Annotated in this window: 23 protein-coding genes; 18 read left to right on the top strand and 5 right to left on the bottom strand. The window is 45.4% G+C overall.

Translation table 11 applies throughout. The features are described 5' to 3' along the window. The first annotated feature begins 92 nt into the window (after positions 1-92). Genes ACY652_RS18155 through ACY652_RS18140 form a run of 4 tightly spaced genes read left to right on the top strand, consistent with a single transcriptional unit; the run spans position 93 to position 6,928 of the window. On the top strand, positions 93-3,548 hold the full coding sequence (locus tag ACY652_RS18155; RefSeq protein WP_462265801.1) for a response regulator: 3,456 nt from the start codon (positions 93-95) through the stop codon (positions 3,546-3,548). Further along, the gene (locus ACY652_RS18150) at positions 3,545-4,405 is read left to right on the top strand and encodes a CheR family methyltransferase (protein ID WP_462265800.1); all 861 of its coding nucleotides are present in this window, start codon (positions 3,545-3,547) and stop codon (positions 4,403-4,405) included. Before ACY652_RS18155 ends, ACY652_RS18150 begins: the two co-directional genes overlap by 4 nt. Continuing rightward, positions 4,380-4,970, top strand: a complete 591-nt coding sequence (locus tag ACY652_RS18145; protein ID WP_462265799.1) for a chemotaxis protein CheB — start codon at positions 4,380-4,382, stop codon at positions 4,968-4,970. Before ACY652_RS18150 ends, ACY652_RS18145 begins: the two co-directional genes overlap by 26 nt. A gap of 23 nt (positions 4,971-4,993) precedes the next feature. Next, positions 4,994-6,928 carry a response regulator gene (locus tag ACY652_RS18140; protein WP_462265798.1) on the top strand — a complete coding sequence of 645 codons (1,935 nt, stop codon included), beginning with the start codon at positions 4,994-4,996 and terminating at the stop codon, positions 6,926-6,928. 4 nt (positions 6,929-6,932) lie between these two features. Here the strand turns inward: ACY652_RS18140 and ACY652_RS18135 are convergent, their stop codons facing one another. Further along, positions 6,933-7,424 carry a methylated-DNA--[protein]-cysteine S-methyltransferase gene (locus tag ACY652_RS18135; protein WP_462265797.1) on the bottom strand — a complete coding sequence of 164 codons (492 nt, stop codon included), beginning with the start codon at positions 7,422-7,424 and terminating at the stop codon, positions 6,933-6,935. A 68-nt stretch (positions 7,425-7,492) separates the two neighbouring features. Here ACY652_RS18135 and ACY652_RS18130 point away from each other — a divergent pair, with 68 nt between their 5' ends. The 13 genes from ACY652_RS18130 to ACY652_RS18070 all read left to right on the top strand — a co-directional run bounded on the left by ACY652_RS18130 (position 7,493) and on the right by ACY652_RS18070 (position 18,610). Further along, a complete protein-coding gene (locus ACY652_RS18130) occupies positions 7,493-8,176 on the top strand; it encodes a heme exporter protein CcmB (RefSeq protein ID WP_462265796.1) in 684 nt (227 codons plus the stop codon). 82 nt (positions 8,177-8,258) lie between these two features. Further along, a complete protein-coding gene (locus ACY652_RS18125) occupies positions 8,259-9,476 on the top strand; it encodes a carboxypeptidase-like regulatory domain-containing protein (protein ID WP_462265795.1) in 1,218 nt (405 codons plus the stop codon). A gap of 65 nt (positions 9,477-9,541) precedes the next feature. Then, positions 9,542-10,216 (top strand): 2-vinyl bacteriochlorophyllide hydratase, encoded by a 675-nt coding sequence (locus tag ACY652_RS18120; RefSeq protein ID WP_462265794.1) that lies wholly within the window; start codon positions 9,542-9,544, stop codon positions 10,214-10,216. Beyond that, positions 10,216-10,455 carry a CcmD family protein gene (locus ACY652_RS18115; protein ID WP_462265793.1) on the top strand — a complete coding sequence of 80 codons (240 nt, stop codon included), beginning with the start codon at positions 10,216-10,218 and terminating at the stop codon, positions 10,453-10,455. The genes ACY652_RS18120 and ACY652_RS18115 overlap by 1 nt, the downstream gene beginning before the upstream one ends. 92 nt (positions 10,456-10,547) lie before the next feature. After that, entirely contained in the window at positions 10,548-11,984 is a 1,437-nt protein-coding gene (locus ACY652_RS18110) for a Glu/Leu/Phe/Val family dehydrogenase (RefSeq protein ID WP_462265792.1), read from the top strand. Positions 11,985-12,332: 348 nt separating this feature from the next. After that, a complete protein-coding gene (locus tag ACY652_RS18105) occupies positions 12,333-12,746 on the top strand; it encodes a cytochrome c maturation protein CcmE domain-containing protein (RefSeq protein ID WP_462265791.1) in 414 nt (137 codons plus the stop codon). 9 nt (positions 12,747-12,755) lie between these two features. After that, a complete protein-coding gene (gene ccsA, locus ACY652_RS18100) occupies positions 12,756-15,218 on the top strand; it encodes a cytochrome c biogenesis protein CcsA (RefSeq protein ID WP_462265790.1) in 2,463 nt (820 codons plus the stop codon). Between the two features lie 21 nt (positions 15,219-15,239). Beyond that, a complete protein-coding gene (locus tag ACY652_RS18095) occupies positions 15,240-15,959 on the top strand; it encodes a phytanoyl-CoA dioxygenase family protein (RefSeq protein ID WP_462265789.1) in 720 nt (239 codons plus the stop codon). A 5-nt stretch (positions 15,960-15,964) separates the two neighbouring features. Further along, positions 15,965-16,726 (top strand): Rossmann-like and DUF2520 domain-containing protein, encoded by a 762-nt coding sequence (locus tag ACY652_RS18090; RefSeq protein WP_462265788.1) that lies wholly within the window; start codon positions 15,965-15,967, stop codon positions 16,724-16,726. Between the two features lie 40 nt (positions 16,727-16,766). Continuing rightward, a complete protein-coding gene (locus ACY652_RS18085; RefSeq protein WP_462265787.1) occupies positions 16,767-17,099 on the top strand; it encodes a 2Fe-2S iron-sulfur cluster-binding protein in 333 nt (110 codons plus the stop codon). A gap of 54 nt (positions 17,100-17,153) precedes the next feature. Then, a complete protein-coding gene (gene iscX / locus ACY652_RS18080) occupies positions 17,154-17,396 on the top strand; it encodes a Fe-S cluster assembly protein IscX (RefSeq protein WP_462265785.1) in 243 nt (80 codons plus the stop codon). 95 nt (positions 17,397-17,491) lie between these two features. Beyond that, positions 17,492-18,004, top strand: a complete 513-nt coding sequence (locus ACY652_RS18075) for a KdsC family phosphatase (protein ID WP_462265784.1) — start codon at positions 17,492-17,494, stop codon at positions 18,002-18,004. A gap of 33 nt (positions 18,005-18,037) precedes the next feature. Continuing rightward, a complete protein-coding gene (locus ACY652_RS18070) occupies positions 18,038-18,610 on the top strand; it encodes a Maf family protein (RefSeq protein ID WP_462265783.1) in 573 nt (190 codons plus the stop codon). A 19-nt stretch (positions 18,611-18,629) separates the two neighbouring features. Here the strand turns inward: ACY652_RS18070 and ACY652_RS18065 are convergent, their stop codons facing one another. From ACY652_RS18065 to ACY652_RS18055, 3 genes are all read right to left on the bottom strand, one after another. Continuing rightward, complete coding sequence (locus ACY652_RS18065) at positions 18,630-19,568, bottom strand: Ppx/GppA phosphatase family protein (RefSeq protein WP_462265782.1); 939 nt, start codon at positions 19,566-19,568, stop codon at positions 18,630-18,632. A gap of 159 nt (positions 19,569-19,727) precedes the next feature. Continuing rightward, positions 19,728-20,978 carry an ABC transporter permease gene (locus ACY652_RS18060; RefSeq protein ID WP_462265781.1) on the bottom strand — a complete coding sequence of 417 codons (1,251 nt, stop codon included), beginning with the start codon at positions 20,976-20,978 and terminating at the stop codon, positions 19,728-19,730. 3 nt (positions 20,979-20,981) lie between these two features. Next, the gene (locus ACY652_RS18055; RefSeq protein ID WP_462265780.1) at positions 20,982-21,887 is read right to left on the bottom strand and encodes an ABC transporter ATP-binding protein; all 906 of its coding nucleotides are present in this window, start codon (positions 21,885-21,887) and stop codon (positions 20,982-20,984) included. 110 nt (positions 21,888-21,997) lie between these two features. Here ACY652_RS18055 and ACY652_RS18050 point away from each other — a divergent pair, with 110 nt between their 5' ends. Beyond that, complete coding sequence (locus ACY652_RS18050) at positions 21,998-23,368, top strand: Fic family protein (protein WP_462265779.1); 1,371 nt, start codon at positions 21,998-22,000, stop codon at positions 23,366-23,368. Positions 23,369-23,394: 26 nt separating this feature from the next. On the opposite strand, the gene dnaJ is transcribed toward ACY652_RS18050, so the two are convergent. Further along, a complete protein-coding gene (gene dnaJ / locus ACY652_RS18045; RefSeq protein WP_462265778.1) occupies positions 23,395-24,561 on the bottom strand; it encodes a molecular chaperone DnaJ in 1,167 nt (388 codons plus the stop codon). Positions 24,562-24,584: the final 23 nt, after the last annotated feature.

Genomic DNA, 24,584 nt, shown 5'->3' with positions numbered 1-24,584 from the left:
TATAGCGCAATAGTATATATTTGCCTTGCTGCCGGTACGTATAAGCATTGGTTTTTACGGCATCATATCTAACAACTTATTCTAAAACACACATGTTCAAGCTTTCCTTCCGTCAGCAGGTGCTCACCGGCTTTGCTGTGGCTATAGTGCTGGTATTTATTGTAGGTATACTTTCTTACCGCAGCATTAACCAATTAGAGGATGACCAGCAGTGGGTAGACCATAGCCAGCAGGTTATTAAAACGTCGAATAATATATTACAATACCTTATTGATGCAGAAACCGGTATGCGCGGCTATGCAGCTACCAATAAACCGGTATTCTTAGACCCCTACAATGCAGGCCTGCCCCGCATCACACAGTCGCTAACTACGCTGCAGTCGCTTACACAGGATAATGCAGTTCAACAGCAATATATAGATACCCTGCAAAATCTAACCAGTAATCAACTAAGTCTGCTGAAAACCAATATCGATATACATGACCGTTTGGGATTGCCGTATATGGTGGCAAACAACACGCTGCTGAATGGCAAAACGGTGATGGATAGAATCAGAAATGTAATTGCCAAAATTGACCGTAAGGAGAACGAGCTTTTAATACAGCGTAAAAAACATACCGAACAGGCATCTTCCTATACCATCATCACCATCATTACCGGTTCGCTTATATTTCTGGCTATCATCATCTTTTTGTTTGGTTATATACAAAAAACATTCATCAGGCAGAAGAAGATTGAAGCAGACATCATGGATGCCAATACCTCGCTTGAAAGGGTACTGGCCGAAAATGAAAACAAGAACTGGCTGCTTACCGGTACAGGTACGCTGAATGAAAAGCTGCAAGGGCAGCAAAGCGAAAAAGAACTGGCAGGCAATATTCTTACCGAGGTGTGCCGCTACTCGGGTGCGCTAACCGGCACGCTCTATCTGTTTAATGAGGAGGATAATGTACTTGATTTGTACGCTTACTATGCCTTTCATAACGTAAACGATGTAAAGCAGCGTATTAAGCAGAGTGAAGGCTGGGCAGGCCAGGTTGCCAAAGACCGTAAAGCAGCATCTATAAAAGGCAGGCTGAATGATAAACTGGAATTGCAGACCTCAGTTATCAGCCAGGAGCTGGCCGAAATACTGATTGTGCCCTTCTTTTTTGATAAAAAGCTGAAAGGCATAATGGAGGTGGCTTTCCAAAAAGAGCTTACGCCGGTTCAGCACGATTATATTAGTGCCGCCGCTAACGATATCGGCGTAGCCATTAACACTGCACAAGCTCGCACCATAATGCACGACCTGTTTGAGGAAACACAGCAGCAGGCAGAAGAACTGGAAGCGCAGCAGGAAGAGATGCGCGTAACCAACGAGGAGCTGATGAGCAAGACCGAAATGCTGCAGGCCTCAGAAGAGGAACTGCGTGTGCAGCAGGAGGAACTGCGCACTATCAATGCCGAACTGGAAGAGAAAGCAAGTTTGCTGGAAGAAAAAAATCAAACCATAGAAGAAGCCCGCACAGCGATTACGGTTAAGGCTAATGAACTGGAAACCACCGGTAAATACAAATCAGAATTTTTGGCCAACATGAGCCACGAGCTGCGCACGCCGCTGAACAGTATCCTGGTGCTGGCCCGCATACTGAAGGATAATAAAACCGATAACCTGAGCGATGACCAGATCAAATATGCCAGCGTAATATTCAACGCCGGTAATGATTTGCTTACGCTGATCAATGACATTCTTGACCTGTCGAAAATTGAGTCGGGCAAGATGGAGATACAGAATGAAACGGTTAAGGTAACAGAGATTATTAAGGATATGGAAATGTTATTTGCCGAGATGGCACGTAACAAAAAAATCAGTTATACCACAAATATTACCGGTTTGCCTGACACTATTTTTACCGATAAGGTAAGGGTACAGCAGGTACTTAAAAACCTGCTGTCAAATGCCTTTAAGTTTACACCCGAAAACGGCAGCATTTCCATAAACGCAGTGCCGGGGGCCCGGCCCGGTACGGTGAGCTTACAGGTTAAGGATTCGGGTATCGGTATCCCTGCAGCCAAGCAGAAATTAATTTTTGAAGCTTTCCAGCAGGCGGATGGCTCTACCAGCCGTAAGTATGGCGGCACCGGCCTGGGCTTATCCATCAGCCGGGAACTGGCTGCGTTATTAGGCGGAAGTATTGCAGTATACAGCGAGCCGGACAAAGGCAGCGAGTTTACCCTTACCATACCTTTAACTGCCGTGCAGGCACAGCAGCCGGAAGAAGAGGTAGCTACAATTGAAGGCTTTAACCAGAGCAGCGCGTTTCTGAAACCCGCCGCTTCGCTAAGCCGGCCTGCCGAGGCTAATCGTGACCCGCTGGTGGTAATTGTTGAAGATGATAAGAACTTTGCCGATATATTACGCGATTATGCCCAGCAACATGGTTATAAATCGGTAGTAGTGAATGAGGGCACACGTGCGCCCGAAATTATTAAGGAGCAGCAGCCAGATGCGGTTATACTGGATATTATGCTGCCGGGTAAAGATGGCTGGCAGATATTGAAGGAGCTGAAAAAAGATGAGGCTACCATGCACATTCCGGTGCATCTCATGTCGGCAGGCGAGGCGGCGGCCAACCGGGTTAATAAGGAAGGTGCCATCAGTTTCATGAAAAAACCGATCAACACCGAAACACTGGATAAGCTGTTTGGCGACGTGATGAAGCAGAGCGGTACCCAGTTCAAGCAGATATTGCTGGTAGAAGACCATGAGGCACAGAGCCAGGCATTAAAAGATATGATGCAGAAGCAGGGTATCACTGTTGATCAGGCTTACACCGGCGAAGAAGCTTACCGTAAGCTTAATGATAATGAATACCAGTGTGTAATACTTGATTTGAACCTGCCAGACATTTCAGGGCTGGATTTACTGGATAAAATTAAAGAGATAGAGCGCTTTGCATCATTGCCGGTAATTATCAATACGGCTATGGAGTTAGACAAAACTGCCGTAAGCCGCCTGATGCAGTATGCCAATGCCATGGTAATGAAAACCAATAAATCTGCCGATAGGCTGATTGATGAGGTAAACCTGTTTCTGAACAAAATCAGCAATAATACAGAAGCGCCATCTGCCCCGGCACAAACCAGTGCTGCAAAACCCAAAGTAGGGGTTACCAACCGCAAGGATTTGCTCAAGAGCAAAAAGGTGCTGATTGTGGATGATGATATGCGTAATATATTTGCCCTCAGCAGCGCTTTGCAAACTTATGATTTAACGGTTGAGATAGCCAATGATGGAGAAGAAGCGATTGCCAAGCTGGAAGAGATACCGGATGTGGATATTGTGCTGATGGATATCATGATGCCCAAAATGGACGGCTACGAAGCTACCCGGCACATCCGTAAACAGGCTAAATGGGCTAAGTTGCCGGTAATTGCGTTAACGGCAAAGGCCATGAAGGACGACCGCGAAAAGTGCATGGCTGCCGGAGCCAATGATTATATTACCAAGCCGGTAGATATGGACCGGTTAATTGCTTTAATGCAACTTTGGCTCGGCAATTGAAGATATACAAGGTGCAAACTGCTGCTTATACGATAACGCTTCCGCAACTGACGGAATTAAACGATGTAATTAAAAAGGTACATGGTTTTGATTTTTCTGAATACTCCAAAGCCTCGCTGAGCCGCAGGCTCGACCGTATCATGCAAATTAAGAAGCTGACGTACTATGATTTAAAGCACTTGATTATTAATGACCATGAGTATTTTCAAACCTTTTTAGATGAAATTACGGTGAACGTAACAGAAATGTTCCGCGACCCGAATTTTTATAAGGCAGTAAACGCGCAGGTACTGCCTTATCTGTCCAGCTACCAGCACATTAAAATGTGGAGTGCCGGTTGCTCCTCAGGAGAGGAGGTTTATTCGCTCTCTATCCTGATGCACCTGGCCGGGCTGAGTGCAAAGTCTTTTATATATGGCACAGACATCAATACCGAGGTTTTGCAGGAGGCTAAAAAAGGTATCTATAGTTTCAGAAAGATAAAAAGCTATGCTGAAAACTATACGCTTGCCGGTTTTTCCGGCTCCCTGTCTGACCATTTTACCATTATGTATGATGCCGCCAGTATACACTCCGAATTAAAGCAGAATACCCTCTTCTCGGTGCATAACCTCATTTCTGATAATACTTTTAACGAATTTCAATTTATAAGCTGCCGTAATGTATTTATCTACTTTGAAACTTCGCTTCAGGAGCGTATCCTGAACTTGTTCTACAAAAGTTTGTGCCCGCTGGGCTTTTTGTGCCTGGGCAGTAAGGAAGCCATACGTTCTGATTATTTTAAATCGAAATTTAAAACCATTAACAGCAAAGAAAACATCTATCAAAAAATTGGCGCTTCATCCACAACTTATTGAACGGTATAAACAGTCGGATATATTGCTTTTAGGAGGTTCTGCAGGCTCTTTCAAGCTTATGTTTAAAGCTGTAAAGGGTTTTCCGGCCATACTGAACAAGGCGGTGATCATCGTACTGCACCGGAAAAAGAATTATTCGAGCGAAATAGAAAAACTGTTCGCCGAGAACAGCCGTATATTGATGCGGGAAATAAGGGACAAAGATACGATAGATAAAAACGTGGTATATATTGCACCTGCCAATTACCATACGTTAATTGAGCAAAACAGCAGCTTTGGACTGGACGTGTCTGATGCCGTTTGGTATTCGAAGCCTTCAATTGATGTTACTTTTCAAAGTGCAGCCGGGGTATATGGCAACCGGTGCACAGGCATACTCTTTTCTGGTGCCAACCAGGATGGTGCGGAGGGCCTACTTGCCCTGCGCCAGAGTGGCGCGCTTACCATTGTACAAGACCCTGAAGATGCAGAGATGGCCGAAATGCCCAACTCGGCCATACAAATGAACGGAGCCGAGTATATTCTACAAGATCAGGATATTTTTGATCTGTTACTGATTAGCTGATACTTATTGTTAAAGATTCAACCATGACCCCGGTAAACATATTAATAGTAGATGATAAGGAAGAGAATATTGTAGCGCTGGAAGCCTTGCTTAAACGCAGTGATATTAAACTTATCTCTACTACTTCACCCAACGAAGCCCTTAAGATTGCCTGGGAGCATCCCATTGCCATTGCGCTGGTTGATGTGCAGATGCCGGAAATGGATGGGTTTGAACTGGTGGAAATGCTTAAATCAAACCCCCGTACGCGGGATATTATGGTCATTTTTGTTACTGCCATTTCCAAAGAGTCGAAATATGCGGTAAAGGGATTAGGAACCGGTGCGGTTGATTATTTGTTTAAGCCCCTTGATCCGTATATCACTTCAGCAAAGGTAGATTCCTTTGTTCAGCTGGCCCGCAGCCGCCAGGAATTAAAGGTAAAGAATGATGAGCTGCAGAACTATGCCGTAGTAGTTAAAAACTCAGCCGACATTATATGCGCTATCAATGCCAGCACTTATCGCATAGAAAGCATTAATCCTGCGGTTGAGCGGGTGTTGGGTTATAAGCCTAATGAGGTGCTGGATAAAAGTATTATTGACCTGGCTGCAGGTAACGACAAGGGAAAATTTAAGGCCAAGCTTGACGAAATAGTTACCGACCCGTTAAGCTCGCAAACTTTCGAGTGCCGGTTCGAAACCTTTAGCAAACGCAACACCTGGGTAGAGTGCCGTATGGCGCACCGCTCAAACACTATCTTTTTAAACATCAGCGATATTTCGCCGCAAAAAAGCTTTCAGGACCAGCTGATCAAATCAAAGGAGGCAGCTGAATATGGCAAGAAGGTAAAGGAGAACTTTCTGGCCAATATGAGCCACGAACTGCGTACGCCTATAAACGGTATTATCGGTATAACCGGTTTGCTGCGCAAAACGCCGATGGATGATCAGCAGAACAGTATGCTCAATTTGCTGGAGGTTTCATCACAATCATTATTGGGCGTAATTAACGATGTGCTCGACCTCTCTAAGATAGAATCCGGTAAGTTTAGTATTATACGTGCGCCGCACAATATCCGCAAAGTAGTGCAGGCCGTATTTGATCTGATGAAATTTAAGGCAGACGAGCGAAATGTGGAGCTGCTGCTGGAACTGGATGAAAATTTGCCTGATTATATCAATGTTGATTCGTTAAGGCTCAACCAGATTTTAATGAATTTGCTGAGCAATGCCATTAAATTTACCGAGCGCGGTTATGTAAAGTTAAAGGTTAAGGTATTACATAAGCACCGCGAGCAGGTAAAGCTGAAGTTTAGCGTGGAGGATAGCGGCATTGGAATAGCGGCTGATCGCCTGGCGTTGATCTTCGAGTCGTTTGAACAGGCCGAAGACGATACTTCGGTAAAATACGGCGGTACCGGCCTTGGACTTACCATTGTAAAAAAGCTGGTGGAGCTTAAAGGCGGAGAGCTTACCGTAAGCAGCCAGATAGGTAAGGGCAGTATTTTTAGCGCTACCAACTGGTTTGCTGTAGCCAGTGAGCCTGTAAACAACACGCAGGTTGTTATCCCCAAAAAGTTAAACCCCTTCCCGCAATTAAATGTTTTGGTGGCTGAGGATAACCTGGTTAACCAGTTTATGCTTTCCAAGATTTTGAAGGACTGGGATGTAAATGTGGATGTGGTTGATAACGGGCGTAAAGTGATTGAAAGGTTGAAAGATAATAATTACGATCTTATTTTGATGGATACCCACATGCCCGAAATGAATGGTTATCAAACAGCAAAAGCCATACGGCTTGATTTTGAAGAGCCAAAGCGGAGCATTCCTATTCTTTCACTTTCGGCAGCCACATTTGATTACGAGCAGCAACAGGCCATATCCTCCGGCATGAACGATGTGCTGCCCAAGCCCTTCCAGGCGCATGAGCTGCATCTTAAAATGAGTAAAATGCTGGACGTGGCAGAAGCGGAATAAAGGTTTAAAAAGTGAGCTGAAGCTGCGCTTTTCCCGCAAGCATTGCTTCATGCTTTAACAGCCACTGCTTGCGCCAAAGGCCGCCGGCATAACCGGTCAAACTCCCGTCAGAACCAATGATGCGATGGCAGGGCACCACCACCCAAAGCTTATTTTTACCGTTGGCGGCGGCAATGGCGCGGATAGCCAGCGGGTTGTTCATTTGTGCCGAAAGCTTTGCATAACTGCAGGTTTCGCCAAAGCCGGTTTCCATCAAGTGCTGCCACACACTTTGCTGAAAAGGCGTACCGGGTTGTTTTACCGGAAAAGTAAAAGTTGTTCGCTTTCCATCGAAATACTCCTGTAATTCCCTTACGGCAGAATTAAGCAGCGGGCTGTTATGGCTGGGTAGCATTGAGTCAACGGCTTCATCTTTTATGCTGATTTCTACAATATAGCCTTCACTTTCAACAAGTACAGCAGTACCAACAGGTGTGTGCATCTGAGCAGTTATCATGCTTAAAGATAGTGATTTTATGATACGGATATCTTGTATGCGTTTGCATAGTTTTATATTTGCAGCCTATGCATACCGCCAAACAAACCTGGTTCTTGCTCAAAAAGGAAATATTACTGGAGTGGCGGTCTAAATACGCATTTAATGGCATTTTGCTCTACCTGGTGTCAACGGTATATGTGTGCTATATTTCGTTTAATCAAAATGCCGGGTTCGATAAAAGCCAGGGTTATTCGGTGGTTTGGAACGTGCTTTTCTGGATCATCATGCTGTTTGCTTCGGTAAATGCCATTGCCAAAAGCTTTATTCAGGAAAACCGCAACCGCTTATTGTATTACTATAGTATAGCCGGTGCAAGGGCAGTAATTATTTCAAAAACCATTTACAACGCACTGCTGATGGTGTTACTGAGTTTGCTGGCCCTGCTTATCTACCAGTTATTTTTTAGCAATAAGGTGGGCGATGTGTGGTTTTATGTGTTGGCTGTAATGGCCGGCAGCATCAGCTTTTCAACCGTGCTCACCATGATTTCGGCCATTGCGGCCAAGGCAGGCAACAATAGCACCCTGATGGCCGTGCTCAGCTTCCCGGTGATGATACCGGTATTGCTCATCATTGTTAAGCTTAGCAAAAGCGCAATGGACGGTATAGAGCGCAGCCTTAATTACAGCAGTTTTGGTGTACTGGCAGCCATTAACGCAATTGTAATTGCCGCAGCGTTATTGCTGTTCCCTTACCTGTGGCGAGATTAGATGCTGTAATTATAACAATCTTGCCTAAGCTGCCCGGTTCGGTTATATCATAAAAGCAATATATTCGTTTACTGAATTAGTCATGAAATCGATTTATCGGTACAGCCTGCTTGTATTAAGTACACTATTTTTTTCTTTAATGGCCCGGGCGCAATCGGGCACCATTACCGGCAAGGTAACCGGAAGCAGTTCGAAAGAGCCGCTCGAAAGAGCCAGCGTATTTTTGAACAACGCTACCTATGGCACGGCTACCCGTGCGGATGGTACTTTCACCATTAGCGGTGTTAAGCCGGGGCAGTATGATCTGGTGGTAAGTTCGGTGGGGTACAATATTTATTCGCAGAGTGTACTGGTGGGTAAGGAGCCAATCAATCTCAGCATTCAGCTTACGCCAAAAGTTGCAGAGTTACGCGAGGTGGTAATTACCACACCCGAGGGCTGGAAGCGTAACTACGAGATGTTTGTTAAGTATTTCATCGGTACCGGTTTGGATGCGCGCAAATGCAAAATATTGAATCCGCACGATTTATACCTTAATTATCATAAGCGCACCAAAATTCTCGAAGCCTCATCAGACGATTTCATCATTATTGAAAACACAGCTTTGGGTTACCGCGAAAAGGTGTTGCTGCAAAGCTTTAAATACGATGGTAACGACGAGATTACGCAGTGGAGTACCCGAGCCGTGTTTGAAGACATGAAAGGCAGCGCATCGCAAAAGAAAAAATGGCTTAAACGCCGGGATGAAGTATTTTATGGTTACAATGCCAACTTTTTCCGCTCGCTGATGGCCGGAATGATGGACGAAAACGGGTTCGAGATCCGGCGACTGATTCGCAAGCCCAATAAATTACGCCCGCCCGAAAAACTGATTCAAACAAAAATGGATCATTTTAAAACCATCAGCCGTGATTCGTTTAATTACTGGGTGGACAAATATCAACTGCCCAAATATAACGATTCACTGATCAGGCGGCCCATGCGTGCAGAGGAAGTGGTAAGGCGTACAGATATACAGGGGGTTTATGCCATTGTATTTCCAGAATGTTTGTATGTAACCTATAAGAACCGCTACGAAACGGATTATTTTAAAGATGTGTATCACCCGTTAGACATGGAAGGCTACGAAGCCACCGTGGTCACACTTTATGGGCCCTATGCCTTGTTTGACGCCAACGGCTCTATCGTATCTGCACAAAGCGCATTGTTTGAAGGCAGCTGGACCAAGAACAAGGGAGCGGAACTACTGCCGCTCGACTTTATACCTGCCGGACGGCCCCCGGTTTTACGCAGCAAATAAACAATACGCCCAACCGGGGTGCTGGCTTGTAAATAAATGTATACCTTTGCGCATTAATTTTTGCCATGAAGTTTATATATCAATACTGGTGGAAAGTACTGGCGGTTATCATCATATTTTATACGCTGATCGCCGGGTTATTGATTGATGTGCCACGCCTGCCCATACTGCACGAAACCATACGTAATACCTATTTCCATGTGCCTATGTGGATGGCCATGTTTACTGTGTTTACCATATCAGTGGTATACAGCGTTAAATACCTGAGCACGGGTAAAGAGGAGTATGACCTTATTGCTGTAGAGTGCGTGAATACCGGTACCTTCTTTTTTGCCTTAGGTTTGGTTACCGGCATGTTGTGGGCCAAATATACCTGGGGCGAGTACTGGAGCAACGACCCGAAGCAGAACAGTGCAGCCATCGCCTTTCTGTTATACTGCGCTTACCTGGTTTTGCGTAACTCTATTGACGAAGAGCAAAAGCGCGGGCGTATATCAGCCATCTACAATATTTTTTCTTTTCCTATCATGATCGTACTGATCATGGTACTGCCACGCATGACGGCCTCCCTGCATCCGGGCAATGGCGGTAACCCGGCCTTTGGTAAGCTGGATATGTCGAACCTGATGCGTTTGGTATTGTATCCATCCTTTATTGGCTGGAGCCTGATTGCCGTATGGGTAGCTACACTGCGTTACCGGATGCGCCTGATTGATTTAAGAACCAATAGTTTAACCTAATGATCAAAAGAACAGGCTTAGTGGCCGCTTTATTACTCGCTTTTGTAAGTGCATTTGCGCAGCAAACTTCATCCGTAGAAATGGCTGATGCCTTGCGTTCGTCGGGCAGGATATACGTGGTTATCGCTACTATAGTAATTGTATTTGCAGGTTTGGCCATTTATCTTTTTGCGCTGGATCGCCGGCTTAAGCGTATGGAAAAAAATAGCAGCAACGTTGATAATGACAGTGTGAGGTAACTTTTAGTAAAGAATTTTGTTATGCATGCATAGTAATTTTATCTTTGCACGTTTTTTAATCAAAACCAATTATTTACTCAATACAATAAATTATGGCAAATAATCAAACGGTTGATGGTTTAGATACGCATTTTTTTAATGACGTATGTAAGAACTTCGACCATGCCGCCCGGTTTACCCATCACGATGCGGGTTTGCTGGACCAGATAAAATCATGCAACAGCGTTTATCGCTTCCGTTTCCCTATCCGCAAGGGCAACGGCTTTGAGGTTATTGATGCCTGGCGCGTGGAGCACTCACACCACCAGTCGCCTACCAAGGGCGGTATCCGTTACAGCGAAATGGTGAACGAGGATGAAGTGATGGCCCTGGCCGCGCTGATGACTTACAAATGTGCTATTGTAAATGTGCCTTTCGGCGGCGCAAAAGGGGGTATCAAAATAAACCCTAAGCGTTATACCGAGCAGGAACTGGAAAACATTACCCGCCGCTATACCGTAGAGCTAACCAAAAAGAACTTCTTGGGCCCCAGCATTGACGTACCGGCGCCCGATTATGGTTCAGGTGAGCGCGAAATGAGCTGGATTGCCGATACCTACGCCACCATGAACCCCGGCCAGCTGGATGCTTTAGGTTGCGTAACCGGTAAACCGATTGCACTGCATGGCATTGCCGGCCGCCGCGAGGCCACCGGCCGTGGCGTAGCTATTGCCGCCCGCGAAGCGGTAAGCGTAGGCGAGGATATGCAAAAGATTGGCCTCACCGCAGGCTTATCCGGCAAGCGTGTAATTGTACAGGGCCTGGGTAATGTAGGTTATTATTCAGCTAAGTTTCTGGCAGAGTTTGGTGCTACCATTGTGGGCATCGCCGAGTACGAAGGTGCCATTTACAATGCCGATGGTTTGGATGTGGAAGCTGTTTTTCAGCACCGTAAAGAAACCGGTTCTATCTTAGGCTATGCCGGCGCAAAGCAGGAGTTTAAAAGCTCTGGTGAAGGCCTGGAGCAGGAATGTGATATTCTGGTACCGGCTGCGCTGGAAAACCAGATTACTGTAAACAACATCCGCAACATTAAAGCGAAGATTATTGTAGAAGGAGCCAACGGCCCGACCACGCCGGAAGCAGAAACCATTTTCTATCAGAACGGCGGTATCATCGTTCCTGATATGTATGCCAATGCCGGCGGTGTAACTGTATCGTATTTCGAGTGGCTGAAAAACCTTTCGCACGTAGCCTTTGGCCGCATGAACCGCCGCTTCGAGGAAAATTCGAACCTGAACCTGGTGAACATGGTTGAGGGCTTAACCGGCGTAGCTTTAACGCCTGTTCAGCGCGCCAGCATTGTGAAAGGCGCCTCAGAGCTGGAACTGGTAAACTCCGGTCTGGAAGATACCATGATCCGCTCTTATCACGAAATCCGCGAAGTATTTAAGGCCACTGATAAAGTAGACACGCTGCGCACAGCTGCCTTTGTAGGCGCAATTAATAAAATAGCGGTATCTTATAAAAACCTGGGCGTTTGGCCATAAACAGTTTCTAACAAATAACAGTAAAGCCGTTGCAACTTGCAACGGCTTTACTGTTATAAGTATGTTTTACATTTATAATAAACTTCAAAACCAAATAACCTCAACGCAATTTACCTTAATGACCAATGACCAATGACCAATGACCAATGACCAATGACCAATGACCAATGACCAATGACCAATGACCAATGACCAATGACCAATGACCAATGACCAATGACCAATGACCAATGACCAATAACCAATGACCAGCGATAATCATTCTAAATAATATATAGGCCTTGTAATAAAGCGTTTTCGCTTAACGTTTCGTATTTTTGCAGTATCAAATAACCCATACAAACTTTAATGAAAAAAAGTTCAATATTTGGTATCATCGTTATTGCTATTGCTATTGCGGTAATTATTAGTACCTATTCAAACACAAGCACTTATGGCACTTTTGCCGATGCTGTAAAAACCAGCAGCGAACTGCATGTGGTAGGCCACCTCAACAAGGAAAAGGCATTGTACTATGATGCGCATAAGGATGCTAACTACTTTGCATTTTACATGAAGGACAGCAAAGGCGATGAGCGTAAGGTGGTATTCACCGGCACCAAGCCCGAAGACTTTGAGCGTTCTGAGCAGATTGTACTTACCGGCCAAATGGACGGCAACGAATTTCATGCTTCCAAAATACTGATGAAGTGCCCGTCGAAGTATACGGAAAACAAGATAAATATCACCGAGGTTAAGGCTAAGCAACAGGCCAGCCTTTAATTCTACTCCATGGCTACTGTTTTTAAAGGGGAGCACCTTTTACCGGGGCACCTGGGTCAGTTCTTGATTGTGCTGGCTTTTGGCGCTTCGCTCATCTCAACCATCAGTTACTTTTTTGCCACAACAGATAAGGAAGAAGCCAGCCGCCTGTCATGGCGCAGGCTGGCCCGCATCAGTTTTTACGTAAATGCGGCTGCTATTGTTGGTATAGGGGTCTGCCTGTTTTACATCATTTTTAACAATTACTTTGAATACCATTACGCCTGGGCTTACTCTTCACGTACGCTTCCGGTATATTATATAATTTCAAGTTTCTGGAATGGGCAGGAGGGTAGCTTTTGGTTGTGGACTTTCTGGCAGGGCCTTTTAGGCATCATATTAATTGCCCGCGCCAAATCATGGGAATCGCCGGTAGTGGCGGTTGTGGCACTATCACAGGCATTACTGGCCTCTATGCTTTTGGGTATCGAATTGTTTGGCCTGCGTATCGGCAGCTCACCATTCATCCTGCTGCGCGATGCGGTGGAAGGGCCGATTTTTAAACAGCCCAATTACCTGGAGTTTATCAAAGATGGAAGCGGCATGAACCCCCTGCTGCAGAACTACTGGATGGTGATACATCCGCCCACCTTATTTTTAGGTTTCGCCTCAATGGTGGTGCCTTTTGCCTATGCCATTGCCGGTTTATGGCAGCGGCGTTACAAAGAATGGATGCAACCGGCCATCTCATATTCGCTTTTTTCGGTAATGGTCTTGGGTACCGGTATTATCATGGGGGCCTTCTGGGCCTATGAGTCGCTCAACTTTGGCGGTTACTGGGCCTGGGACCCGGTGGAGAATGCATCCATACTGCCCTGGATTACGATGATAGGCGCATTGCACGTACTTATCGTTTACAAAAATACAGGTCATTCTTACTTTACGGCTACCTTTTTAGTACTCATCAGCTTTGTACTTACTTTGTATGCTTCCTTCCTAACCCGTAGTGGTATATTAGGCGATACCTCCGTACATGCGTTTACTGATTTGGGAATGACGGCTCATTTAGTGGCCGATGTACTGATCTTTCTGTTTATTGCAGTATGGCTGCTGGTTATACGCTGGAAGGAGTTGCCCATCACCCAAAAGGATGAGGAAACTTATTCACGCGAGTTCTGGCTTTTTGTAGGTTCGGTCTTCCTGGCCTTGTCATGTTTCCACCTGCTGCTGGTTACCTCCATACCGGTATGGAACAAACTGTTTGGCAGCCACATGGCGCCGCCAACGGAGCCGGTTAAGCATTACAACGTAATACAGGCCTGCTTCGCAGTGGTGGTGATGCTGCTTACCGGGTTTACACAGTTTTTGAAATACAAAAACACCAGTTCGGCAAAGTTTTTCATACGGGCGCTGGTATACCTGGTGGTATCTGCCTTAATCAGCGGCATCATTATTTATGCTACCGGTGTATATCACCTGCACTTTGTATACGGCGTGCTGGTATTTGCAGCCGTATATTCGGTATTATCCAACGGTAAAGTACTCGTAGATGCTTTCAGCGGAAAATTTAAACTGGCCGGTTCTGCTGTAGCGCATATCGGTTTTGGCTTGCTGCTTATAGGCGCTGTAATTTCGGGGGGTACCAAAAATGTAGCCTCGATAAATGAGTCGGGGGTGATTGAAGTGCGGGATTTTGAGAAAGCTTCCAACCCTCGCGAAAACCTGATGCTGTATATGAACAAGCCAGTGCAGATGGGCGATTACCAGGTTACCTACGCCGGCGATTCGCTGGTGGCGCCTAACCATTATTTTAAAGTGGCGTACAAGCGTTTTGATAAGGCAGGCAAGGTAACAGAGCAGTTTACGCTTACCCCCAACTCACAGGCAAACCCTAAGATGGGACTGGTATCATCGCCCGATACCCGTCATTACCTGTTTCATGATCTGTATACCCACGTAACCGTCGCCCCGCTTAAGGATGAGGTAGAAGCTTCCAATAACCCTGCTCAGGCTATCAACAACGCCAACGATGATGATAATTACGATGCGCCAAAAGCGCATGAAGTAGCCATAGGCGATACCATCCGTTACCGCGATGGTTACATGGTGCTGAAAGGATTGAACAAGCAGCCCAAGTTACAGGACATTACCTTGAAGGCTAATGATATTGCCGTAGGTGCGCAGCTGGAGGTAGTGAACGGCGATGCCCGCTATACCTCTGAACCGGTATTTATGATCAAGGGCGGCAACACCTTTGATTTTGCCCGCAAGGTAGATGATGCCGGCTTAAAGCTGCGTTTCTCCAAGATCATCCCTTCGCAGGGCAAGGTGGAGATTACAGTGTACCAGCAACCGGAAAATAAGCGCCCCTATATTGTAATGCAGGCGATCGATTTCCCTTGCATTAATTTCTTCTGGTCGGGTACGGTAATCATGGTGATTGGATTTTTGATGTCGCTTTTACGGAGAAACAAGGAGTTAAAAACGGTTTAGTTACTTGTAGAGCAATTCACGATGAACGGGCAGCTTACAAAGCAGGATTTTAACACTAAAGGCTTCCTTTGTATTGACGATGTTTATACCTCAGATGAGATTGCTCAGCTTGCCAATATTATAAACCAGGCTGACAGCAATAATACAACGTTTAGAAAGAATAAGGATCTATTTGCGATAAGGCAGTTTTTGAAAGAAGTACCCGATGCAGCAGCCATTATATTCAACGTTAATCTTAAACAGTTAATTAGTAATTGGTTTAGCGAGAATTACTTTGTAACAAAATCCATCTATTTTGACAAGCCGGAAGAATCCAACTGGTTTGTGGCTTATCATCAGGATTTAACTATTTCAGTAGATAAGCGTATTGAGGCAGCAGGATTTGGCCCCTGGACGGTAAAGCAAAACCAGTTTGCCGTACAACCGCCCATACAAATACTGGAAAATAATTTCACCGTACGCATTCACCTGGATGATACCACGGCAGATAACGGAGCATTGAAGGTGATACCCGGTTCGCACTGCCAGGGCGTGCAGCGGGCCGAAGAACTTCGAGCCGATGAGTTAAACCAAACCGTGTGTGCCGTACAAAGTGGAGGTGTTATGCTGATGCGGCCTTTGCTATTTCATGCTTCCAACCGCACACTTAACAGCAAGCGCCGGCGGGTTATACACATAGAGTTCAGCAACGCCGTGCTCCCTTATGGCTTACAGTGGTCCGAAAAATTGTTGTATAATTAAACCCAATGCGCATTACTGTTATCGGCTCGGGCAATGTAGCTACGCATCTGGCAGCCGCCTTTAAAAATGCAGGGCACCGGATAACGCAGGTATACAGCCGCAATCTGCAACATGCGGCTTTGCTGGCTTATCATGTAGGTGCAGAAGCTGTTGATCAACTCAATAATATACATGCTGAAACCGACCTGCTGTTGATTGCCATAAAAGATGATGCGATTATTGATGTAGCAGAACAGGTAAAAGATTTAAATATACCTATCGTACACACCTCCGGCGCTGTATCCTTAACGGATTTGTCGGTGGTGGTATGCAGCGCAGGCGTGTTCTACCCGTTGCAGACTTTCAGCAAATCAAGAGAAACCGACTTCCGGCAGGTGCCGGTGTGTATCGAGGCTGATACTCCGGCGTTGGCAGAAACGTTAACCCAGCTGGCACAAACAGTGAGCAACTACGTGTATCAGGTAACTTCTGAACAGCGTAAGATGCTGCATTTGTCTGCCGTTTTCGCTTGCAATTTTCCTAATTATCTTTACCATGTTGCGCAGCAGCTTATGGCACAGCAGGGGCTAAATTTTGATATGCTTCGCCCGCTGATTGCCGAAACCGCTGCCAAGGTGCAAAACAGCCTGCCCGCACAGGTGCAAACCGGTCCGGCCATACGGCAGGACGAAGGTACAATGGCCGCCCACCTGCAACTGTTGCATGAGCAGCCGCAACTGCAGCAGCTTTATAAGCTGCTGAGTCAGGGCATCATCAAAATGAAGTAAACCTGAACGCAACGCAGGTAATTTTGTTACTTTTGCGGAAATGGAAATTTTTACACTAAAGCTGACTTTCGAAGAGCCGGAGCATGGGCCAGTAACCTTGCCTATAGCCGAGGGCGAATCAGTGTTAGACGTTTGCCTGGAGAACGGCATCGAACTACAGCATAATTGCGGCGGCGTGTGCGGATGCAGCACCTGCCACGTGTATGTAACCAGGGGTATGGACAACCTGCAGGAAATATCAGACAAGGAAGAGGATTTTATTGATCGTGCTGTTAACCCGCATATCACCTCCCGCTTAGGATGCCAGTGCATTGTTATTGACGGGGACATTGAGGTTACCATACCTGATCAGTCGCAATTTATGGGGCATTAAGCTGTCCGCCATAGCTTACCTTATCAACCAAAGAAAATAAATCAACGATTGAACATGATTCAAGATAAATTTCAGTTACCTATACATTGGAACGATTACGAAGATATTGCCATGGGACTTTACGAAAAGTTTGGCGACGACTTTAACGAATCGAAGATATACCGTATCCGCTTTACCGACCTGGCAGAGTGGGTATTGAGCCTGCCCAGCTTTGCTGATACCCGCGAGCAATCCAACGAAGGCCACCTGGAGCAGATCCAGTCGGCCTGGGTATACGAATGGCGTGATAACCAGTAGTTTTTGAGCCAGGAGCCAAGAATCAGGAGTTAAGATTCTTGATCTTTAAGTCATTCTGTCTTGATTCCTGTCTCTTGATTCTTCACTCTCAAAAAATGTTAGATAAACTAAAAGATATTACCACCTTTATATTTGATGTAGACGGTGTGCTTACCGACGGTGCAGTGTTTGTAGCCGAAAGCGGCGAGCAAAGCCGCGCCTTTAATATAAAAGATGGTTACGCGCTGCAATTGGCTGTAAAACTGGGCTATAATGTATGTGCCATATCAGGCAGCCGCTCTAAGGTGGCTTTACACCGCTTAAACAGCTTAGGTATTACCGACGTTTACCTGGGCAGCAGCATGAAGACCGAAAAGCTGAAGACCTATATGGAGGAGCGCGGCATCAGCCCCTCGCAGGTAATGTATATGGGGGATGATATTCCGGATGTGGAAGCGATGAAGATGGTTGCCCTGCCGGTATGCCCGGCTGATGCAGCGGAAGAAATTAAGGCGATAAGCGCTTATGTATCTCCCATCTCCGGCGGCAAGGGCTGCGCCCGGGAAATGATTGAGAAAGTACTCAAGGTGCAGCAAAAGTGGATGGGTGCTGAAGCGTATAGCTGGTAAAATTGTAAGTAAAAATCAAAAATAGCTTTTCCAATGCAAGGATTGCCTGTTGTTATCTTAGCTTCCAAGTCGCCCCGGCGGCAGGAACTGATGCGCCAGATGGATATTGATTTCCGGGTGGTGCTGAAGGAGGTAGACGAATCCTATCCGGCCGACCTTACACCCGAAGAGGTAGCACTATACATAGCGGAGAAAAAGGCGCAGGCTTTTGACGAGCTGGTAAACGATGAAATTGTACTAACCGCCGATACCATTGTAAGTATCGACGGTGATATTTTAGGTAAGCCGGAAAACAGTGCTCATGCAGTGCAGATGCTGCAGCAGCTATCGGGTAAGGTGCACCGGGTAATTACCGGCGTATGTATTGTGCACCAGGGCCGGATCAATAAATTCTTCGATGTATCGGAAGTGTTTTTCCGCAAGCTAACGGATGCTGAAATTCGTAGCTATGTAGAAAGATACCAGCCGCTGGATAAAGCCGGTGCCTATGGTATACAAGAATGGGTAGGGGTTACGGGCATCGAGCGTATTAATGGTTCTTACACCAATGTGGTGGGGCTGCCCACAGAAAAGGTGTATCAGCAGTTAAAGCGTTTGGTAAAATAAACGCTCTTGCCCAAATTCTTTAAACCACTTTATATTTTAGCATCTCAGCCATCACGCCTTCCTTCAGCGAATAAGAAGACATCCGCACCTCATCGGGATGTAATTTATCCATCAAATTTCTGGTAAGTACGGCGGCTACGACGATCATATCTACCCTAACTGCCGGTATAAGTTTGTTACCGGCCCGTTGCTGATGTGAGGAAACGGCCAGCAGATTAAAAAGTTCAGCCACTTTAGCTGTATCAAATGTGTAGTTGATTTGCTGCTGCCAGTTAATAACAGAGCCGTTATCCGCCTCAACCAATTCGGCAAAAGTTTCAAATGCGCCGGAGGAACCGATTAGGGTATTGATGTGCTGCTGCCCAAGCGCTTTAAATAGCGGCGCCAACTGTTTATCCAGATAACTGTATAAGGCTGTAAGTTCATCAGCCGGTATAGGATCCTGCCGGTGAAATTTTGCCATCAGCCGTGCTGCGCCAATTTCAAAGCTGTGTTTCCAATAGATTTCATCGGTACTGCACCAGATCAGCTCCACACTGCCGCCGCCTATATCCAAGATCAGGTTATTGCCGGCAGCCAGGCAGCCGGCCGCTTTAATACCTTTGTAAATGTAGCCGGCCTCAGTATCGCCATCAATAATTTCAATGATGATGCCGGTTTTTTCTTTTACTTCAGCTATAAAATCAGGGCCGTTTGCCGCGTTGCGCAGGGCCGAGGTAGCCAATGCTTTTACCTTATCCGGGCGGTGTTCCTTTAACAAATTCTCAAATCGCTGCATTGCACTGATGCCACGCCGGTAAGCTTCGGGGCGTATAATCCCTTCATTGATACCGCCTTCGCCTAACTTTACAGCTTCAGTAACATGCTTTATTGTATTTACATCAGGCATTGCTCCCTCAGCAATAAGCAGGTGAAAGGTATTGGTACCTAAGTCCAGTACAGCGATGCGGTTTTTCATTGGTATTATAAAATTAGCAGTTTACCAATTGCAAACAATGGTCGGGCAAAATTTTTCTTTTACAGAGGGCTGTAATTAAAAAAGCGCCGTTATGGGTTAAATAACGGCGCTCGGTATGAATGGTTGAGGTTGAAGATACGGGGTTTATATGCTGTAATGCTACTCTTTGTAAAAGAACCATTTAGCCAGCTCGCTGTAGCTGGCCTTTTTGCCATACATCAATACCCCTACGCGGTAAATGCGGGCAGCCACCCAGGTGGTAAATAAAAAGCCAATCACCATCATGGCCATAGAAACGTACAGCTGCCAGTCAGGTACATGAAAAGGCAGGCGTACCATCATGGCCACAGGTGCAGTGAACGGAATGATGCTCAGCCACACGGCAAGCGGGCTATCCGGGTTTTGCACTAAAAAGGATACCGACAAAATATAGGTGAACAACAGCGGCAGCGTAATCGGGAACATAAACTGCTGGGTTTCGGTTTCACTGTCCACCGCCGAACCTACGGCGGCAAAAATGGCGCTGTACAGCATAAAGCCGGTAATGAAATAGAAGAAGAAGTAGCCGATAATAAACCCGATATCCAAGCCCGACAGGTTGCTCATCAGGTACATCATCGGGCTTTGCGGGCCTTTATAGCTATGCCCCAACAGATACGTTACCCCTAATGACAATACAATCCACAATGCAAACTGGGTAACGCCAACCAGGCCGACGCCAATAATTTTGCCCAGCATCAGCTGGAAAGGTTTAACGGAGGAAACGATCACTTCAATAATACGATTGATCTTCTCCTCAATTACCCCCCGCATTACCTGTGCACCATACATAAACAGCGACATGTAGATCAGTATAGCACCGGCTACACCTGCAATGTATGACTTCGTACTGCTCGATTTTTCCTCACCGTTATCGGTGATCTGTTTGGCGGATATGGAATAACTGGTTCTTGCCATGCGTAATTTGTTGGTATCAATACCGGCCTGCATCATGTTATGGCTGGTGGCAATACTGTTTACCTGGCTTTCTATGGCCGTGCTGGTGGCTAAGTTGGGCTTACCGGTGGATAACAGCTGTATGGCATCCGGCTTACTGTAATCTTTAGGGATGTATAGGGCAAAGTCATCCTCATGCTTTTTCAAATCAGCCTTTACCTGCGCCAGCGGCATGGTGCTGGTTTCGAAGCGGATATTTTTTTTACTGATGAACTTATTACTGAAAGTGGCGCTTTCGTCTATTACCCGTACCACGTGGGCGCCGTTCATATTCTCGCTGTTCTTGTACAGGTATTTCATCAGCGTATACATCAGCAGCACCAGTGCAGGTACCAGCAGTGTCATTACCACAAAGGCTTTTTTCCGTACGCGCGATAAGTATTCGCGTTGTATAATGAGTAATACTTTATTCATGGCTTACTGATTTTGGTTTACTTTCTGTATAAAGATTTCGTGTACGCTCGGCACTGCTTCCTGCAGCATCTCTACCTGAACCTGCGGAATTAAATATTGCAGCACATCGTTGGCGTTAGTACCCGGATTAAGCTGGATACGCATTTGATGCACATCATCGTCCTGCGTTTCTTCCAGCAGTGTATAAGGCTGCAGGCTATTGTTTATCAGCTGATTACCGGTGTAGCGGATGCTGTAAGTACCATTACGGTAAGAGTTACGAATATCCTTTACCCGGCCATCCAGTATCTTGTGCGAGAGATGGATCAGCGCGATGGAATCGCACAATTCTTCCACTGATTCCATGCGGTGCGTAGAGAAAATAATGGTGGAGCCTTTTTTGTTTAGTTCCAGTATCTCATCTTTGATCACATCGGCATTTACCGGGTCGAAACCACTAAAGGGCTCGTCCAGGATAATCAGATCCGGTTCATGCAATACGGTAGCTACAAATTGCGCTTTCTGACTCATGCCTTTAGAAAGTTCTTCAACATTTTTATCCCACCAGCTTTCAATGCCCAGCTTTTCAAACCAGTATTTAATGCGGCGTTTGGCCTCCTCATAACTTAGCCCCTTTAAACGTGCCAGGTAAATGATCTGCTCGCCGATAGCCATCTTCTTATACAAACCCCGTTCCTCGGGCATATAGCCAATGCGCCCGATGTGCGACTGGTTGAGCTTTTGGCCGTCAAAGTAAATTTCACCCGAATCGGGCGCGGTAATCTGGTTCACAATACGGATGAGGGAAGTTTTACCGGCGCCGTTGGGGCCAAGCAAACCGTATACCTGTCCGCTTTTCACTTCTAGGCTTACGTCGCTTAAGGCACGGTGCCCGGCATATTGCTTCACAATGTTGCGGATACTGAGCATAGGGGTTGAAATTGTTTGAGTGTTCAGGGGTTAGAGCTAAACGGAATGGATTTGTTACAGAAAGATATACATTTAATTCATTTATTGATTGAAAGCATTAAATTTATTCTATGGACTTAGATTTAGAGATACAATTAAGCAAATTACCACTTATTCAGGAAGCCGAGTCACTTAAAAATCAAGTTGATAATATGAGGCCATTACCTGATGATATCGAAAAACGCGTTATGCAGAAACTTAGATTGGATTGGAATTACAATTCTAATGCAATTGAAGGTAACAAACTTGATTACGGTGAAACTGTGGCCTTCCTCATGACTGGCATAACAGCAAAAGGCAAACCTTTAAAAGATCATTTGGATATAAGAGGGCATAATGAGGCTATCAATTTTTTGATGTCTTTAGTTAAGGACGAAAGACCCATATCAGAGGCTGATATACGAGCATTGCACCAAATGATATTGGTAGAACCTTATGAGGTAAAAGCACAAACCGAAGATGGATTACCAACGAGTAAGTGGATTCAATTAGGAAAGTGCAAAACTTCTGTCAACCATGTAAAGACGGCAACTGGAGAAACACATTATTATGCTACGCCTGAAGAGGTACCAATAAAAATTAAAGAACTGATTGATTGGTATGATGCTGTATCTAATGACCAGTTGATTCATCCAATAGTCTTAGCTGCGTTATTCCATCATAGGTTTGTAGCGATTCATCCTTTTGATGATGGAAACGGCCGCTTAACAAGGATTTTGATGAACTTGATATTGATGAGAAATGGATTTCCGCCAGCTGTAATTAAGAATAGCGATAAGCAAAACTATTACTTTAATTTAAGCCAAGCTGATTCAAAAAATGATGTTCCTTTTGTTGAATATATCTCTGAAAGAATTATTAGCTCATTAAATATTTATGTAAAAGCCATTACAGGAGCCAATATAGATGAGGATGAAGATGTTGATAAAGAAATTACTTTGTTGAGGATGCAATTGAGAGGAGATGTGTCTGTTAAAGAAAAGAGAAGTAAAGATGTAATTGATAGAATTTTTAGAGATGATCTACTACAACTTATTTTCCAAATAAGTGCAAAGCTTGAAGCATTTAGAGAGTTTTTCTTCGAAGCAAAAGAAGTAATATGTATTAATTATGAAAGTTTAACAGGCCCAGTTTTAAAGAGCAATAATTTATCATTTTTCGATTTTGAGATTTTTAAAGAGATATCTGAAAATTGGGGAAATGATATTCTTGATTTAAGTATTCATTTTAGCTACTCAGAATATAAGAACCCTGAGAAAAATTTGATAATAGAGCTAAATTTTCAAATAGTTTTTAATGATTATAATTATTCTATTCTTTTTAACAACGAAGAAATAGTACGAAAGGCTTATCACATACGAACAGATATAACAGATTATAATATATTAATTAAAGCTTTAATTCAAGATTTTAAAGCAAAAGTTAAAGAGTCGAATTTTTAAAAATTCGACTCTTTAAATAATAAACGTCACTCAAAATATTCCTTCATCCGCTCGAAGAAGTTCTTCTCATTCTTACCAGGATTCGGTTTAAAGTTGGGTGAGCTTTGCAGTTTCTCCAGCAGGTCGCGCTCGTCGCGGCTCAAGGCCTTTGGTGTCCAAATGTTGATGTGCACCAACTGGTCGCCGCGGTGGTAGCTGTTTACTTCGGGTACCCCTTTGCCTTTCAGACGCAAAATTTTACCGCCCTGCGTACCCGGATCAATCTTTATTTTGGCCTTGCCATCAATGGTAGGCACTTCAATGGTAGTGCCCAAAGCGGCATCAATAAAGCTGATGTGCAGGTCGAAAATGATATTGTTACCATCGCGCTTTAAGGATTCGTGCGGTACTTCTTCAATTAAAATAATCAAATCGCCCGGTACGCCGCCTCGCGGGGCTGCATTACCTTTGCCGCTCATACTGAGCTGCATACCTTCGCTTACCCCGGCCGGGATGTTGATGGTAATGGTTTCTTCGCCGCGTACCACGCCATCGCCGTTACAAACATTACACTTGGCTGTAATCATGCTGCCTTCGCCGTTACAGGTAGGGCAGGTGCTGGTGGTTTGCATCTGGCCCAGTATGGTATTGGTTACCCGCCGTACCGCGCCCGACCCGCCGCAGGTGCTGCAGGTCTGGAACGATGATTTATCCTTGGCGCCGCTGCCATCGCAGGTTTTACAGGTAATCTGCTTGTTTACCTTTATCTTCTTTTCGGCGCCGTTAGCAATTTCTTCTAAGTTTAAACGCACTTTAATGCGCAGGTTGCTGCCGCGGGCTACACGCCGGCCACCGCTATTGCCCTGGCGGCCGCCACCGCCAAAAAAGCCTTCAAACGGACTGCCGCCACCAAAAATATCGCCAAACTGGCTGAATATGTCGTCCATATTCATGCCGCCGCCGCCGTAACCGCCGCCATTGGCCGATTGGGCGTTGGCCGCATGGCCAAACTGGTCATAACGCTGGCGCTTTTCGGGGTTGCTTAATACCTCATAAGCTTCTGCTGCTTCCTTAAAGTTATCTTCGGCCTGCTTATCGCCCGGGTTTTTATCCGGGTGATACTTGATTGCCATTTTGCGGTATGCCTTTTTTACTTCATCCGCCGGAGCACCTTTGGCTACGCCTAAAATATCGTAATAATCTCTTTTTGCCATCTTTTTATGCAATGATTGAATGA

The organism is Mucilaginibacter sp., assembly GCF_965200995.1.
Lineage (GTDB): Bacteria > Bacteroidota > Bacteroidia > Sphingobacteriales > Sphingobacteriaceae > Mucilaginibacter.
The sequence above is the reverse complement of the archived record's forward strand: the minus strand, read 5'-3'. Positions and strand labels throughout refer to the sequence as shown.